The sequence below is a fragment of the Shigella sp. FC1967 genome (assembly GCF_001743005.1).
In the GTDB taxonomy this organism is placed as follows: Bacteria; Pseudomonadota; Gammaproteobacteria; order Enterobacterales; family Enterobacteriaceae; genus Proteus.
In genome coordinates, this window is record NZ_MIIZ01000931.1 from 1 (window position 1) to 15,961 (window position 15,961).

Here is a 15,961-nt window from a genome sequence, read left to right on the forward strand (position 1 = left end):
GGTGAAGTTTAAAACATGATTTTTTGCGAATAAGTTCAAAGAATAGAAGATGATACCAAGATAAACAATAGGATAAATACCGAGCTTAGCCTTTAAAACAGTAGGATCATGAAGAGATCCTCTTTAAGTTATTGAAATTTTACCTATTTTGTTTTTAAAGATTATATCTTATAATCCTGATTACTTTTTTTTTGAAAACAGTACTGGGTAGCAATGAAAAAGATAGAAATTGATGACGAACTTTACCGCTATATTGCTAGCGAAACTAGACATATCGGTGAAAGCGCTTCAGATATTTTAAGGCGTCTACTGAAGCTCGATGCCAAACAGCCCGTACAACCAGTCGTTGTCACTGAGTCAGTACAAGCACCTGTTATTAAACAGGAAGCTGAACCTACACCTATTACACCAGCAAAAAATCCGATCCGTGAAATGCGAGAACTGCTGTTATCTGACAGTTACGCAGAAAAAACAAAATCAGTTGATCGCTTTTTACAGATCCTGTCTACATTATATAGCCTAGATAGCGCTACATTTACTCAATCTGCTGAAACAGTACATGGACGAACACGTATCTATTTTGCTGGTGATGAACAAACATTACTCGATAGTGGACGTCATACAAAACCGCGCCATATTTCAGGCACGCCGTTTTGGGTTATCACTAACTCAAATACAGAGCGTAAAAGAACGATGGTACAAAGCATCATGCAGGATATGCAATTCCCTGCAAATGAGATTGATAAGGTGTGTGGAACTATCTAACCACTATTGTTAATTGATGCATTGCAAAGGCTTTTGTTTAAAGCGTGATTGTGATGTCAAATAGGAGAAGATTTGTGGCAATTCATCCAAGAGCAGGGCAGCATACTCGCCAAAGTGATCTTATTAATGTGGCGCAATTAACGTCTCAATATTATTCACTTAAACCACAAGCTAACAATAACGCTCATCGTGTGAAATTTGGTACATCTGGTCATCGTGGAAGTGCGAATCGCCATAGCTTTAATGAAACGCATATTTTGGCAATTGCACAGGCTATTGCTGAAGTACGTGCTAAAAATGGAGTAACAGGACCATGTTATGTGGGTAAAGATACCCATGGACTATCAGAGCCTGCATTTATTTCTGTTTTAGAAGTGCTTGCTGCCAATAAAGTTAAAGTGATTATTCAAGAAAATAATGGCTATACACCAACACCCGCAGTCTCTTTTTCTATTTTGACATACAACGAAGCACATCAAGATATTGCTGATGGTATCGTGATCACACCATCTCATAATCCACCTGAAGATGGCGGTATTAAATATAATCCATCAAATGGTGGGCCTGCTGATACAGATTTAACTTCTGTTATTGAAAAACGTGCTAATGAACTGCTTGAGAACAATTTAGCAGGGATCAAGCGCCTTTCTTATGATGAAGCATTAGCAAGTGGTTATATTCAAGCTCAAGACTTAATTATGCCTTATGTCAAAGCGTTAGGTGACGTTGTTGATATGGAAGCAATTAAGAAAGCAGGCTTAAAATTGGGTGTTGATCCATTAGGTGGTTCTGGTATTGAATACTGGAAACGTATTGGTGAGTATTATGATCTTGAGCTTGAATTAGTTAATGATCAAGTGGATCAAACATTCCGTTTTATGACGCTTGATCATGATGGTGTTATCCGGATGGACTGTTCGTCCCCATGGGCAATGGAAGGTTTATTACAACTACGTGATAAATTTGATTTAGCCTTTGCGAACGATCCAGATTACGATCGCCATGGTATTGTGACTCCTTCTGGTTTAATGAATCCTAACCACTATTTAGCCGCGGCAATTAATTATCTTTTCCGTCATCGCCCACAATGGGCTAAAGATGTAAAAGTGGGTAAAACACTGGTTTCAAGTGCAATGATTGACCGTGTTGTGGCAGATTTAGGTCGTGAGCTAGTTGAAGTACCTGTGGGTTTTAAATGGTTCGTTCAAGGCTTATTTAGTGGTGAGTTTGGCTTTGGTGGTGAAGAGAGTGCTGGTGCATCTTTCTTACGTTTTAATGGTAAACCATGGTCAACTGACAAAGACGGTATCATTTTATGTCTGCTGGCGGCTGAAATGAAAGCAGTAACAGGTAAAGATCCGCAAGAACATTACAACGAATTAGCGCAACGTTTTGGCTCACCAAGCTATAATCGTATTCAAGCATCTGCAACACATGAACAAAAATCGCTGTTGTCACGTTTATCACCTGAAATGGTAACTGCGAGCACATTAGCAGGTGATCCTATTACTGCGCGTTTAACGCATGCATCGGGTAATGGTGCCTCTATTGGTGGCTTAAAAGTGATGACGGATTACGGTTGGTTTGCGGCTCGTCCTTCGGGTACTGAAGAAGCCTATAAGATTTATTGTGAAAGCTTCCGTGGTCCTGAGCATCGTGAATTAATTGAAAAAGAAGCCATCGAAATAGTAAATAATGTTTTTGCTAACAAATAAGTTAGTGCAATAAACTATTTATATAGAATACACTCTGCCTAAAGGTAGAGTGTATTTTTTTAATTATTGAATATTTTTTAGATCACAGCATTGATATCCATCATTGAGGTTGATTTAGAATTAAAAAATAGAGTGGATAATCAATACAATGCAAAATAATTTTGTTTTTACGAAGTGTACGTTACATGCTGGATCTTAGTGATGCACATGTTTGTTGAAATCATGAAACTAGCAGATTTCACAGTCACAAAAGAGTTAGTTAATCGTTGGCTGAAAAAAGATGATGAACCCGAGTTTGTAGAATGTGACGATAATGCGATGGGACATTTTTTTAAATGGTTTAATTTTTTTATCGTCGCGGAAAAGATGAGAATTTTCCAGCACCTGAAGTTGAAAAGCGTATAACCAATAATATTATCTTAAAAAAAACTGCGTGTCGCTTTCGAATTAAAAGATGTGGATATTTTAAAAATTTATGAGCTTGCAGACTTCCGTGTCTCTAAACCAGAGCTTAGTGCGATATTTCGTAAGCCAGGACATAAAAACTACCGTAACTGCGGTGATCAGCTAGTAAGATATTTTCTTAAAGGGTTAACCGAAACCCTACGTGGTAAAGGCAAAACGGTGAAGAAATAAGTTTAGGGAATTTTAAGATATAAAATTCTCTATTTATTGAATGATACCCCAAAATTGGTTTTCGATTTTGGGGTGTTTTTTTATGGTGTTATCTATCAAAAAATAATACCTGACTGATTGCTCGCCTTATTTCTCATTCAATGGATGTTGATCCTCTTGATTTCCCTGAATAAATATCTCATTACTCACTGGTGACTGCTCCCCGCCCGCACTGGGCGAGGGTTTACGGCGTTTTTCGCTAAAATCCGCATTCTTGAATATCCTACCTCTCTTCTCTTATTTGATTTTTTTCTTTTTTGATAATTTATTCTCAAAATTATTTACTGCAACTTTTATTAAGTAAAAACACTGATCTTATTTTGTTAATGATTATGTTTAAAATGTTTCTTTTTTGTTTCCATTATGAAATTTAATTACATATCAAGCCAAATAAAGGTGATTTTTCGCACAAAATAAGTGGTCTGATCAGTAGTAAAATTTCATCAAATGAGGTAATATTTCAACATCAATCATTTTATGCAGGAGAACACTATGCCAGCTTATAACGAATACACTAAAAAACATGTTTTAGCCCGTCGTACTGGTGCGGTAGCGCTAGGTATTGTGGCCTTTCCTGTTATGATTTTTCATCCTAAACGCGCTCAGTTTTATAGCTATTTACATCGCGTATGGTCTAAAACAAGCGATAAACCCGTTTGGTTGGCAAAATCAGAAATGGCACTAAATAGTCACAAATAACAGAATATTAAGATAACGCCTACAAAAGTAGGCGTTATTTTTACCTTCCCTTTCCCCTCTTTTCGAGCACTACCTTCTTGTTTCCCCTTATCTTCAAATAATTTTTAGTTTTTACGTTACAATAAACAGTAATGAGCCATTTAAACGAAGGCGATTAACCTATTGCTATTTATCTTATTGTTATATAAATAGTGGCATTCGTGATAACAGGGAAATAAATAAAATGAAAAATACTGATCTGGAATTAGTGATTAATGAGAAGTTAAGTATTGAGAACTTTCAAGATTATGCACCTAATGGGCTTCAAGTTGAAGGACGACCTCATATTCAAAAAATAGTCACCGGTGTAACGGCAAGTCAGGCATTACTTGATGAAGCGGTACGTTTAAATGCCGATGCGGTATTAGTTCACCATGGTTATTTTTGGAAAAATGAGCCAGTAGTTATCCGTTCAATGAAGCGTAATCGCTTAAAAACACTGCTTTGTAATGATATCAATCTGTTTGGTTATCACTTACCTTTAGATGCCCATCCTATTTTAGGTAACAATGCGCAATTAGCGTTAAAAATGGGCGTTAAAGTTGAAGGTGAAATCTTACCGTTAGTGCCTAAAGGTGTGTTTGATTTGCCTTTAACGCCTCTTGAATTAAAAGAACGTTTAGAAAAAGCGTTACAACGCAATGTATTGCATTGTGGTGATAATGCACCTGAAACTATTCGTAATATCGCTTGGTGTACGGGGGGGGGACAGGGCTTTATTCAAGATGCCGCAGAGCAGGGAGTGGATGCTTTTGTGACAGGTGAAGTATCAGAACAGACTATTCATATCGCAAGAGAAATGGGTGTTCATTTTTTTGCGGCAGGACACCATGCGACAGAGCGTTATGGTATTAAAGCATTAGGTGAGTGGCTGGCTCAAACACATCACTTCGATGTGACGTTTATTGATATTGATAATCCAGCATAAGCCTATTTATTTTTATCTTATAAGCTATCTCTCTTATTAAAGAGAGATACTTTTTTGCTTATTACGACTTATTACTCATTAAGCTGAATGGGTAATGGGCTTTGTAATTGTTGCAGATTATCGCATAACCAAATTAACTGTAATAAAGCCTGGGGATCACGTGTCGTTAACGCTAGATAACGCGTTAATTGGTTGGCAATGAATGTCATTCCTAAATCGTCAGCCGTATGCTTGCTTATTTCTAACTGCTCTTTTTGCATTTCAGAAAGTAATTCTCTTCCCGTACATGCTTGGGCTTCCAATACGGACAAAATAGGGCGGCAAAATTTTTGTGCTAAAGTCGGTTCGCTGTGATGCATTGCCGTTTGTTGCTTACGTTTAGCCATATATTCTTGAATGCGGTTAATAAATTCGGATTGTTTTTTCTTGCGTGGAAATTGATCAAAATCGAGATAAAACAGCTCAATACCTTTTGTCGTTTTAAGCCAAATGGTTGTTGGCAATAAATCGATATTTAAATCACGTCGAACAGGCTGCACTGTGATTGCAACTATCTCTAATTCACGCTTAGTGAGATATCGTAATTCTTCCAGATTATTTTGCATTGCCCCGTCCCAATAAAGACGTAAGAAGGCTGAATTATCATGATTATCTGAAACATCCCAAATAACACACTGCTCTATTTCATACCAAATTAATGGCTTATAGCTTTTGATATGTAAGACGAGAGGAGAAAGAAATCCTTCAGGTTGATTAGCAAAATAGTCTGGTAACTCTTGCCAATTGTTGATCCCTAATTCTGTTTGTAGATTGTGATAATCCGTAATATCAAGAAAATCAGTTTGGCTTTGTGCAAAACTGTCGCCAATAGTCGCCAGTTTTCCTTCATCAGAAATACGAGGTTCTTGTAATAAAAAAGGGCGGCGCATTAACTTATCGGATGTTTGTTTCCATAACGATAAACTATTCCAAACACTATAACGGTTAAACAGAGTATCAAGTTGATTCGGACGTGCTTGTGTCGCTTGTAAGAGTTGTTTTTCTTCTTTATCCCAAAAGGTAAAGGTTGCTCCTAATGCACCACTTTGTGCCGTCCACCAGTTTGCACCAACAGGGATCAGTGAGAGACTGGTTTTTTTACTGTCATATTGACGACGAAGCTGTCCTCGTAACACGTTTAACTGTTCTGGCGTTGCATTGGATAATTGGAATAGATAGGCTGAAATATGAGCTAACAAGCGTAAGACATTGCTCTCATCCATCGTAAAATGTCTTTCTGCCAATAGTTTTACTTGGGTGCTTAATGTCCGCAAATAAGATGCTAAACGTGGTAAACCTTCTGCTCGAGCCGACATATTCAATAAGTGCAATTGTGTCGCACTGCTTACGCTAATATGTGATAGCCCTTGACGCAATAAATCATAAATAAATTGTTCAACGGTCATAATTAACGCTAACTCATCTTCATTGAGAGGACGCTTTGACGATTGCACAATGATTAAATCTTCAGGCCAACCCCATGGTTGAGCATGTTGTTCAAATATTTTCGCCACAATAGCAAGGTGAAATGCCTTTTTCTGTGAGTCAGAAAAAGGCGATAACATACCATCGTAACCGCTACCTTGTAAGAAAATAACAGGCTCATCAACATCAGGGAGTTGAATTTTTAACTGTGTCCCTGTGTCTTCTAAATTTAATGTTGTCGTTTCCCATTGTTCAACTAATTTAATCGCCACACGACAGGCAGGTTTTCCTGCTTTTTTGATTAATATTTCTGGATCAAGAGCCAATAGCGTGGGTAACAGAGGAGGTGATCCAACAGGTTCAGTAAGGGCTTCGGATGATATTTCACTATTTGAATTATCCGCATTATTATTGGCTTGAAGCCACAAAACGGCAGCTAAAATATGTTTACAACAACCCGATGCAGAACAGTCACAACTGGCTTGTTGGATCCCCGCTTCGTGTAAAACAACATTTTGTCCGTCACTATTAAATTGGCCTGTATTAGCATTAGTGAGAGACACTTTTTTTGTTATCAATATCTTTTTTTTGCGCGCCTTAATAATCCTGCATTAGCAAATACAGTGAGCGCATCTTCATCGTAATGAAAGTAAACAGTTTGCCAACTCATTGCATTACCTCTGCCAACCATTGTGCGAAATGTTCTGGAGTTAACGCAGCAACTTGCATGCCTCTATCTGCAAGTTTTTGTGCAATCGCAGAGTCATAAGCAGGTTGAGCTTCATCATCAAGTGCCGCAAGCCCTAATAATTTAACTTGTTGGCTATTAAGGCGTTGTGTGCAATCTAGTAGGCGGTTTAATGAGCCACCTTCTTCAAAGTCACTGATAAGTGAAATAACGGTGCGTTTAGGATTTTTGACCAAACTTTCACAGTATTGCATTGCACTAGCAATATCAGTACCGCCTCCCAATTGTACCGTCATTAAAACTTCAACGGGATCGTCAGCTAAATGTGATAAATCGACAACTTGAGTATCAAAAACCACTAAAGAGACATTAACGGCAGGCAATGAAGCTAAAATACTGGCACAAACAGCAGCATACATAATAGAACTCGACATTGATGCACTTTGGTCAACGCAGAGAATAACATCCCACGGAAAATGCTGTTGCATCCGTGAGTTAAAATAAGGTGTTTCAATCACTAAGCGACGATTTTGGGTATCATAATGCTTTAAATTTGCAGCAATAGTTGCGCGCCAATCAAAGTTGCGACTATTAGGCACCAAAGAGCGCCTAAAACGGTTACGGCGACCTGTTAATGATTGGCGAAAGTTATTGCGAATTTGACGCAAAATATCATCAACCACTTTACGAATAATGGTTTTAACCGCATCTCGCGTTTCTTCACTCATACGTCCACGTAAGCTTAATAATGTTTTAGCTAATGCTTTTGTGGGTTCCATCGCTTTTAACGTATTGGGATCTTTAAGAAAACTACTGATTTGATAACGTTCAATTGCTTGGGATTGCATACGCTCAAATGTACTATTAGGGAATAGTTTACGAGCTTGATTTAACCAGTTTACCGCAGTAAGTTGCGACGCATCGAGTGAGCCATGACGTCCTCGTTCTTGGCGAAGACCTCGGCGCTGATATTCTCGGCGATAGAGAAAGTCGAGTGTACGTTCAACTTTTAAGTCATCGGCATTAAACGTCGCTTGCCCAAGCGCATCATCAGCATATTGACCTAAAATCAGGCGCCAGCGTTTTGCTTGTTTTATTTTATCTTCAGGCATATTGTCATTATTCTGACTCATGAGTTGTATCTCCTTTCTCTTTTTTCTTAGCATCAAACCAAGAAATCATGCCTTGTTCCATTATTCGCTGTTGTAATTTTTGATGGAGTTTAGTGGCTTCAAGCATCTGTTTAGCACTAAATTCTGACTGCCACAAAGATAATGCTTGCGTATCTAAACCAATATCGTTGGCAATATATTGTGCAAGCTCTGCATTTTGTTTGGGATTAAGTTGGCTAAAAGCAAAACGCAGATCAGGTAAGATCTGAATAAATCGTTCTTCATCCCATTGCAGTAATAAGGTATTTAAGTGATCGACTAATAACGGTAGGCGAATAATTAGCTCTGGCGCGGTTCGCATTATACCAACGAAATAACCAATGGCGTGTTCAGGAGAACTCCCTGTACTAAAAGCCGTATTTAGCGCGGTAACTAGCGTATTTTCATCAATATATGAACCTAGATAACGTAATGCATCTACGGCACCTTTTAATAAAGGCACTGTATCTAATTGACCATCAAGGCGATTAAGTTGATGATAAAAATCACTTTTATAATCATGCTGATTATTCAGTGATGGCATAAATTCAATTAATTCACGCAAAGAGAGCAGTGCTTGTAAATTGCTTTCTTGTTGTTGTTCATCACCTTGAGTCAATTGTTCTAAACAAAAGAAAGCTTGTGGAATAACTTGATGTAGGCGATTTTCCAGTGAAAGTTCATCAGTAATATCAAGATATTGACGACCTCGCCATAAATGGATCAGTTTATGTCCACATTGAGTGAGTGACTCAAGACGAAAATCTTGCTGAATATAGCTATCTAACAGTTTAAACAGTGATGGTATACGCTGGTGAAGTCCGATTAATGCTGCTTGGATTAATAACGTGACTGCACTCTGGCTTGAACGACTTTGCCCTTGTTCTTCAAGCTGTTTTTCCATTGATAACAGTTTATTTAGGGCGATGGTTTCAAGTTGAGCGCCTTTTTCTGATAATGAAATGAGTTCGCCTTCCACATTGGGTGTCCAAGCGTATTGCCATTCTTCAAATAACAGATCTAATTGGTGACCAGAAAGGAAATCTGGGCCATTGATACGGTGGGCAAAATGGATCTCTAAGAAAGCCAATAAATGTAAAAAGCGACTCCTTAAGCGATGTTGTGGGTTACGGTAGACATCACACTTAGTTGTTTTTGCTAAAGTATCATCAAGTTTGAAACGAAAAGCTTTAGCTCGTTCATAGGTTTCATTGACTAAAGGCGGGGTTGCCGTGCCTAATGGAATTTGTCCTAAGAGATAACCTGAAAAGCAGGTTTTAATTTCAGTCCATAATTCACTTTGGCTATCATCTAAACTGCCCTTAATAAAGGCACTTTGTAAACCATCGAGCAAATCATAGCGACCTGTACCCGCGTGATCTCTTAGCAACGCGAGGCGTAAACTCTGTTCAGCGGCAAGTTTTACCGCTAAATAGCTAGGTGGATTATCAAATTGTTTTTCTCTGATTGCCTGAGCCACGGAGCTTAGAAAAGCGATCCCCATTTTATTACGATAAACTTGAGTTGGCTGTTTTGCTGCATCATTATGCTCTAATTTATCATGATGTTGTTGCATTAAACTTTGCCAAACTTGTTGATAAAATGCGGGAGAAGGCATGCCGGAAGCATAACCATTAAGTGCATCTAATCTGTCAAAACTGTAGCGAATAAGCCACGCTTGTTCATTTTCGCCCATTTTTTGCATTTTAGTGAATTGCTTTTGTTCTGTCTTAGAAATGGCGAAAGATTGAGATTGTGAATTAGCTAGACCTTCAATTAATGCAAGGGTATGGAATCCTCCCGTTACGATCAAAATTTTGGCATCAGGCTCTTGCTGTTTGATGGTTTGAATATGAGTGAGCATATGCGCTTCACGCTGTGAAGAGCCCTCAGACTCAAGCACTTCGGGTTCGTAATCAAGACGAGCAAGTGCGCACCAAATAAAGGTGTCATTGAAAAAGGTTTGCCAATCTATCAAGGCTTCAATATTGCGTAATTCAAAAAGATGTTCCCAAACATCATCATGATCACGACAGCGACACTTTTTGGCTAATTGCGCGATAAACTGGCTATGTGCTAAATAACGTTCTTTTTGTAAGCTACGACTTTGTGAGTCGCTATACTCTTCGTTATTAACTTGTGCCGCCCAAGGTAAATCGATAAAACGTGTTTTTGCATTGATGCGTAATCCCCCCCGCAACGCTTGCCATTCAAGGGAATATTCACAAAATGGAAAATAGGCAGAATGGAGTGATTTTTCACGCTCTTCTTGGTTTCCATCATTATTCAAATATTCTGCTTGCCCCATAATCGCAACGGGAGGTAGGGTATTTTTATCTGTTAGACTAGGAATAAGCGAATTAAAAGTATCTGGACCTTCAATTAAAATATAATCAGGTTTTACAGAATCAATTAATGATAAAACTGCATAAGCACAAGCTGGGCTATGGTGACGTACAGGGGCAAAATAGAGATGTTGTTGCTGTAACGACGTCCATTTCAGTCGTGCGTGGTCAATTCTTTCTGGTAAAGGTATTGAAGGTAGCGTCACCGTGTCGATCCCTTTTCTGGGTGAAAAGGCAGAGTGAATTAACTCTGCCTTTAATAGATAAATAACGTAATTTAATGTGTAACCAAGAGTCTTAGCGTTTTATTGCCAAAACGCTTTTGATGCATCAAAAAAAGCTTTCCACTCTTTACTGTTTCTCGCTCTTTCTCTAGCGACATTGTCCATGTAATAACGAATACGTTTGATATCATCGGCATTGTCTTTTAATACAACACCAATTAATTGACGGGCAATTGCGCCAGCATTCATCACACCATCGCCTAAATAATGCGCTTCTAAGGCACAAGCATAAGCAATATTCACCGCTTCTGCCGTTGACATCACTGCATCAGGTGTTTTGATATTGCCACCCTCTTTCGTATTACCTGAACGTAACTCTTGGAATGTCGTGACCAGTAATTCTACAACATTCGTGGGTACAGTAATTTCATTGGCTAAAGCGCCTAGTTCATTTTCTAGCTGTGATTGGATCAAGCTAATTTCGAATGCCGGATCGCGAATAGGTTTCACCGTTTCGAAATTAAAACGACGCTTTAATGCGGCAGACATCTCGTGGACACCACGATCGCGTAAGTTTGCTGTACCGATAAGGTTAAATCCAGGTTTTGCACTAATACGCGCACCATCACCCATTTCGGGGATCATTAACTGTTTTTCTGACATCAAAGAAACCAGTACGTCCTGAATTTCAGGAGGACAACGGGTTATCTCTTCAAAGCGAACAATTTTACCTTGTAACATACCTTGATAAAGCGGCGAGCCCACTAAAGCGCGCTCTGTTGGGCCTTCTGCTAATAGCAAAGCATAGTTCCAAGAATACTTAATATGATCTTCTGTTGTGCCAGCCGTGCCTTGGATCGTTAATCCTGAATCACCACTGATAGCGGCAGCAAAAAGCTCGGAAAGCATCGATTTTGCGGTGCCGGGTTCACCCACTAGCATTAAACCTTGTTTACCCAATAATGTGACAATTGCGCGATCTACTAATGCATCATCGCCAAAAAACTTAGGTGTGATACCTAATGCATCATCACCTAAAATAAATTGGCGTACAGCACGAGGAGAGCGAAGCCATCCTTGTGGTTTCGGGTTATTAGTATCAGCTTTGGTTAAACGTGCTAACTCTTGAGCAAATCGAACTTCAGCGCTTTCCCTAATTGCTTGTTGATCTGCGGGTGCTTTTTTAGCCATATTTTTTCCTAATTATCCCTATCTTTTACCAAGGTGTTTTCTTTTCCCATTCAGGATCAAATCCTGCACAAGCGTCAGCGACTTTTTAAATAATCAGCATAACTTTCTGCTAATAGAATGGGGGGGGACATCCTTTTAGCTCAACATTATTACGATCCCAGTAATCTTGCTGATTTTTCTCAAAGCTCAAATCAAATAAGACTGCTGGAATGTTTTCTTCTGGCACATAGCTCCCACTGAAACCGATATTCACGTAGTAGTTTAAACTAGAGAAGAATTTGTAATAGTGTGAGAACGAGCCACCATCTTCAGCAGGGCCTCGTTGATAACCCATTTTGGTGAGGATGCCGCGTAAAGTGAAGGTATCTGTGATCCAGCCTTTTCTATCTTCCACTTCAGTTTGTTTCAGATCTAATTCTGGGATCTTATGCTCCATTTGAGAGAACAAGAATTTCACTTTGTAATCTTTAAAATGAGCGATCCATGCCTTACGTTCATCTTCATTAACCAATGCTGCGTGAGCAAGTTGGATCAACGAATCATTTTGTAAAGTCACTTCATCATCTTCTAGATCAAGCAATGCACCGTCATCAGAAGGGCGGAATGTATTAATAACCTCGCCATCTTTTACTTCTTGCCAAACCAGTTGTTCAATCAATTTATGCATGATTGGGTGAGCTAAGATATATTCTTGCCAATCTGCGCTTAACCACTGACGTTGAGCACACATTGCTTCATATAAGCGTACACTTTGTAGCTCAATAACTTGCTTAAGTTCTTTTTTACTTGAAGTGAAGAGTTTCTTCGCTTCTTTGATAAGTTCTGCATCGTCATTTTTACGTGCAGCAGGTAAGGCTTTAACCTCTTTACCTTCAGGATTAAACAAGACCAGTTTCTGTTTTGCATCCATCTTCGCAGTAAAGATACGTTCACCATATTCCAGCACTAATGTCCCCGTATCATCAAAGCCCGCGGTTGGAATGGTTCTATCGGCTAATTCATCTGAACTCCAGCCATTACGTTCAGCAATTTGTGTGACTAAATTACGGGCTTTTTCTTGAACCGATGCGGTGCGATAACGGCGTGATAATGAAAGAAGAAGCTGAATAATAATCGGATCATTGCTTGATGCTACGGCGTCAATCATCGCTTCAATTTGCGCACGGCGCTGATAGTGATCACGCATATAGTTACGTAATACAGATACCGCAACATGACCTTCGATACCACAGATAAGCGCTAACATGCCTTTATCACTGATTGCAGAGCCTAAATAACGACGTAATACCTCGTTTTTAATCTCTTCAACCACTTGTTCTAACGTGTAGTTTTCATATTTAGCGTAGTACTCAGGATAGCGCTTCGCCCAGTTTTGATAATTACTTAAACGTCCTGGGGCTTCGCGTTGTGCTTCTACCATCGCTTCTTCAAGTGATGGACCTTTAATATCTTGAGCCACGAAAGTATGCAGAATAAAACTAGAAAGTTTATGTTGGCTATCGGTAGAAAGTAGGCCGATATAACGTTGTAATAATGCGTTTCCTCCTGGCATTTTGAGTTTTACTGCCAGAATAATCCACCAACGAATAATGGCGGGATCAACGGCTTTTTTGTTTTCCCACGTTAAAGCAGGAATAGCCTCAAAGTTAAACCAAGCAAGGCTTGCAGGGGCTTTGGCTTTAAGCCCTTTTTCAGCTTCAGCTAGTAAGGTTTTTGGTGATAAATAGCTTGAGATATCTTCACCAAGTTGCTCTAACGCGGTTAATAAAGAGGCGCGGACGATTTCGCGTTTTTCTTTCTTCAATAAGGCATTCAGTGCTGGTAATGATTCGGGATTTTTTAAACGAGCCAGCCACTCAATAGTGGTAACACGAATTTCTTGTTTACTTGAAGCTAAACCTTCTTGCGCACTTAAGTGAATATTAGGCAAGGTTTCTAATAATTTTTGTGCAGAAACGCGGTGTGTTTTATTTTCACCTAATGCTAATTCCATAATTCGGGGTACGAATTGTGCAGGAATGGTTGGAAAACGGCTTAATACTTCAATACCTTGTGATGTTTCGAATTGGCGATAGCGGTGTTCACTTTGATTTGGCATTAAGTTTAGCGCTTCTGCAATATAATCGGTATGTTGAGAGAAGAAAGGCCAAACTTGTTCTGGTTTACGAAAACGGCGTAAACCATCTTGATAAGATTCTAAACATAATGCGGCTGTCAGGCGGGTTGCATTTTTAAAGTTACAACGTTGTAGCACATCTTCGAGATGACGCAATTCAATATCACTAAATAAACGCTCAGGAATATCACCATTAAAATAGTGAGAGGAAAAGTGATCCGCATGTTGGCGATTATTGTTTATCACACGTACTGCATGGAACAGCGTGTATTCAGGTAAATTAGGAATACGATTTTTGTGTTTAATGATTTGAATTTCATTTGATTGAATAGTGCCTTGTCCACTATTCAATTTATCCACTAATGCACGACACTGTTTCTCATCAATCTTAGATAAATCTTTATAATGGCGTTGTGCCCAATTATAAGAATGTTTAGATGTTTTATTTTCTTCAATTTCACGTTCAGCATTTTCCTTTGCTTTAACTAACATTTCATTGAAGTTATTGACCATTATATCGCGAACGCTATCCGGTAATGGCGTATCTTCTAATGGAGCAAAATCAGGTGTCTCAATTGCCTCTACGGTATTGGCATCATCTGCAACATTAAAGCGTAGTAGGGCGCTTTCAATACTTTTGATTACCGCTTTTGAGGTTTCATGTTTTAACGCTTCTTCAAGTACATCACGGTTTTCACCTTGGCGTGCAAATAAATCTGCTGCTTGAGTACGTTGTTTAGGCGTACCATTCATTAAAACATGGGTAAGATTTTCTTTAACAATTTCAGGTGGTAAGGTGATTAAAATTGGCTCAGCGGCTTTTTTAACGCTTTTTAAGCTGCTGGTGGCAAGTAACACAATAATATCAGCAAAAGTGTCACGTAATACGGTGTTTTTATTGAGATAATTAATTAACTCAACTAAGCCATTTGCAGACAAATGTTCAATTAATTCTGTTCTAATAAATTCTTGATGTGAAATTAGATAGTTTTTTAAATCACTTAATTCATAAATACGCTTAAGATTAGAGGCATAGTATTCAGAAATATCTTTTCGATCAAACACCGCGAATAAAGCATTTTCACCTGCAATATTGGCCTCTGCTTCGACCATATTGGCAATAAACTCCATACTCCAATGTTTACGATGTTCTAAATTAAGATTACGTGCATTATCGTAAGTGGTATAAAACGCATCAACTAAGAGATAAAGAACCCAAGTTGGCACTTGCGTTGTTGTCACTTTGATATTGATGTCCTGACATGCAGCAGCAATGACCTTTGCATAACGAGCCACTTGTTCTAAGGAGAAGCTTTCACCAACTTTTGAGTAGAGCTTATGACGAGCATTAAGGCCTTGGGTGATAACTTTACTGTACTTTCCTGTGTCAATATTACTGGCATACCACCACTCTAATGTCCCTGCGCGATGAAAATAAACGGCGGCTTTTGCTGCATCCAGTTTATTTAATTCAAATAGAATTTCAGGATTTGTACCTGTAAGCACATACTCTAATGCACGTTTAGGTAAACTTTCATCAAATACAGCGAGCAGGATAAGAGATTCTTGAAGATATTTTTCAGTAATATCAACGTCTTTTTTCCCAAAAAGAGGGAGAATATCTAAGATTTTTTTTTATCACGCCAGTTCCTTAAGCTATGTATGGATAAACAGTTTTTTTTTACCATGAAATAGCGAAACGAACAATTTGATTCTCACTATCAAAAATAAAAAGCATATGTACTATTTGTTAAATATATAGAGGTAAACGCTAAAAAAAAATAACTTACCTATATTAATATTCAGTTTGTCTTTATATAAAAGGGAATATTAGGGAAAAGTGCTAAAAATGAGAATGTGATAATAAAGGCATTTTTTGTGGCATTTAAAAAGTTTAAGAATTGTCTGTTAAGCAAAATAAGCGTTAACACTTAGCTAAATTGGATTAAAAAATACAGCAA

At 38.5% G+C, this 15,961-nt stretch carries 8 protein-coding genes and 2 pseudogenes; 5 read left to right on the plus strand and 5 right to left on the minus strand.

Translation table 11 applies throughout. The features are described from left to right. The first annotated feature begins 213 nt into the window (after positions 1 to 213). The 5 genes and pseudogenes from seqA (at position 214) to BHE89_RS16090 (ending at position 4,821) form a co-directional block, all read left to right on the plus strand. Positions 214 to 765, plus strand: a complete 552-nt coding sequence (gene seqA / locus BHE89_RS16070; protein WP_069370079.1) for a replication initiation negative regulator SeqA — start codon at positions 214 to 216, stop codon at positions 763 to 765. Between the two features lie 74 nt (positions 766 to 839). Continuing rightward, positions 840 to 2,480 carry a phosphoglucomutase (alpha-D-glucose-1,6-bisphosphate-dependent) gene (pgm, locus tag BHE89_RS16075; protein ID WP_069370080.1) on the plus strand — a complete coding sequence of 547 codons (1,641 nt, stop codon included), beginning with the start codon at positions 840 to 842 and terminating at the stop codon, positions 2,478 to 2,480. A gap of 185 nt (positions 2,481 to 2,665) precedes the next feature. Then, positions 2,666 to 3,116: pseudogene (locus BHE89_RS16080) on the plus strand (YehS family protein). A 531-nt stretch (positions 3,117 to 3,647) separates the two neighbouring features. Continuing rightward, positions 3,648 to 3,854, plus strand: coding sequence for a YbfA family protein (locus tag BHE89_RS16085; protein WP_069370082.1), 207 nt, complete (start codon positions 3,648 to 3,650; stop codon positions 3,852 to 3,854). Between the two features lie 223 nt (positions 3,855 to 4,077). Beyond that, positions 4,078 to 4,821, plus strand: a complete 744-nt coding sequence (locus BHE89_RS16090; RefSeq protein ID WP_069370083.1) for a type 2 GTP cyclohydrolase I — start codon at positions 4,078 to 4,080, stop codon at positions 4,819 to 4,821. Positions 4,822 to 4,892: 71 nt separating this feature from the next. Here the strand turns inward: BHE89_RS16090 and BHE89_RS16095 are convergent, their stop codons facing one another. The 5 genes and pseudogenes from BHE89_RS16095 to BHE89_RS16115 all read right to left on the minus strand — a co-directional run bounded on the left by BHE89_RS16095 (position 4,893) and on the right by BHE89_RS16115 (position 15,131). Beyond that, the gene (locus BHE89_RS16095; protein ID WP_286146225.1) at positions 4,893 to 6,848 is read right to left on the minus strand and encodes an SWIM zinc finger family protein; all 1,956 of its coding nucleotides are present in this window, start codon (positions 6,846 to 6,848) and stop codon (positions 4,893 to 4,895) included. Between the two features lie 103 nt (positions 6,849 to 6,951). Then, positions 6,952 to 8,106 (minus strand): VWA domain-containing protein, encoded by a 1,155-nt coding sequence (locus tag BHE89_RS16100; RefSeq protein WP_069370085.1) that lies wholly within the window; start codon positions 8,104 to 8,106, stop codon positions 6,952 to 6,954. After that, positions 8,093 to 10,675 carry a DUF5682 family protein gene (locus tag BHE89_RS16105; RefSeq protein WP_069370086.1) on the minus strand — a complete coding sequence of 861 codons (2,583 nt, stop codon included), beginning with the start codon at positions 10,673 to 10,675 and terminating at the stop codon, positions 8,093 to 8,095. The genes BHE89_RS16100 and BHE89_RS16105 overlap by 14 nt, the downstream gene beginning before the upstream one ends. A gap of 99 nt (positions 10,676 to 10,774) precedes the next feature. Further along, complete coding sequence (locus tag BHE89_RS16110; RefSeq protein WP_069370087.1) at positions 10,775 to 11,884, minus strand: ATP-binding protein; 1,110 nt, start codon at positions 11,882 to 11,884, stop codon at positions 10,775 to 10,777. Positions 11,885 to 11,909: 25 nt separating this feature from the next. Then, positions 11,910 to 15,131: pseudogene (locus tag BHE89_RS16115) on the minus strand (DUF4132 domain-containing protein). Positions 15,132 to 15,961 lie beyond the last annotated feature (830 nt).

Excerpts from the sequence above, each read along its gene's own strand:
- seqA (WP_069370079.1), top strand. The coding sequence starts at position 214 with ATGAAAAAGATAGAAATTGATGACGAACTTTACCGCTATATTGCTAGC.
- BHE89_RS16085 (WP_069370082.1), top strand. The coding sequence starts at position 3,648 with ATGCCAGCTTATAACGAATACACTAAAAAACATGTTTTAGCCCGTCGT.
- BHE89_RS16090 (WP_069370083.1), top strand. The coding sequence starts at position 4,078 with ATGAAAAATACTGATCTGGAATTAGTGATTAATGAGAAGTTAAGTATT.
- BHE89_RS16100 (WP_069370085.1), bottom strand. The coding sequence starts at position 8,106 with ATGAGTCAGAATAATGACAATATGCCTGAAGATAAAATAAAACAAGCA.
- BHE89_RS16110 (WP_069370087.1), bottom strand. The coding sequence starts at position 11,884 with ATGGCTAAAAAAGCACCCGCAGATCAACAAGCAATTAGGGAAAGCGCT.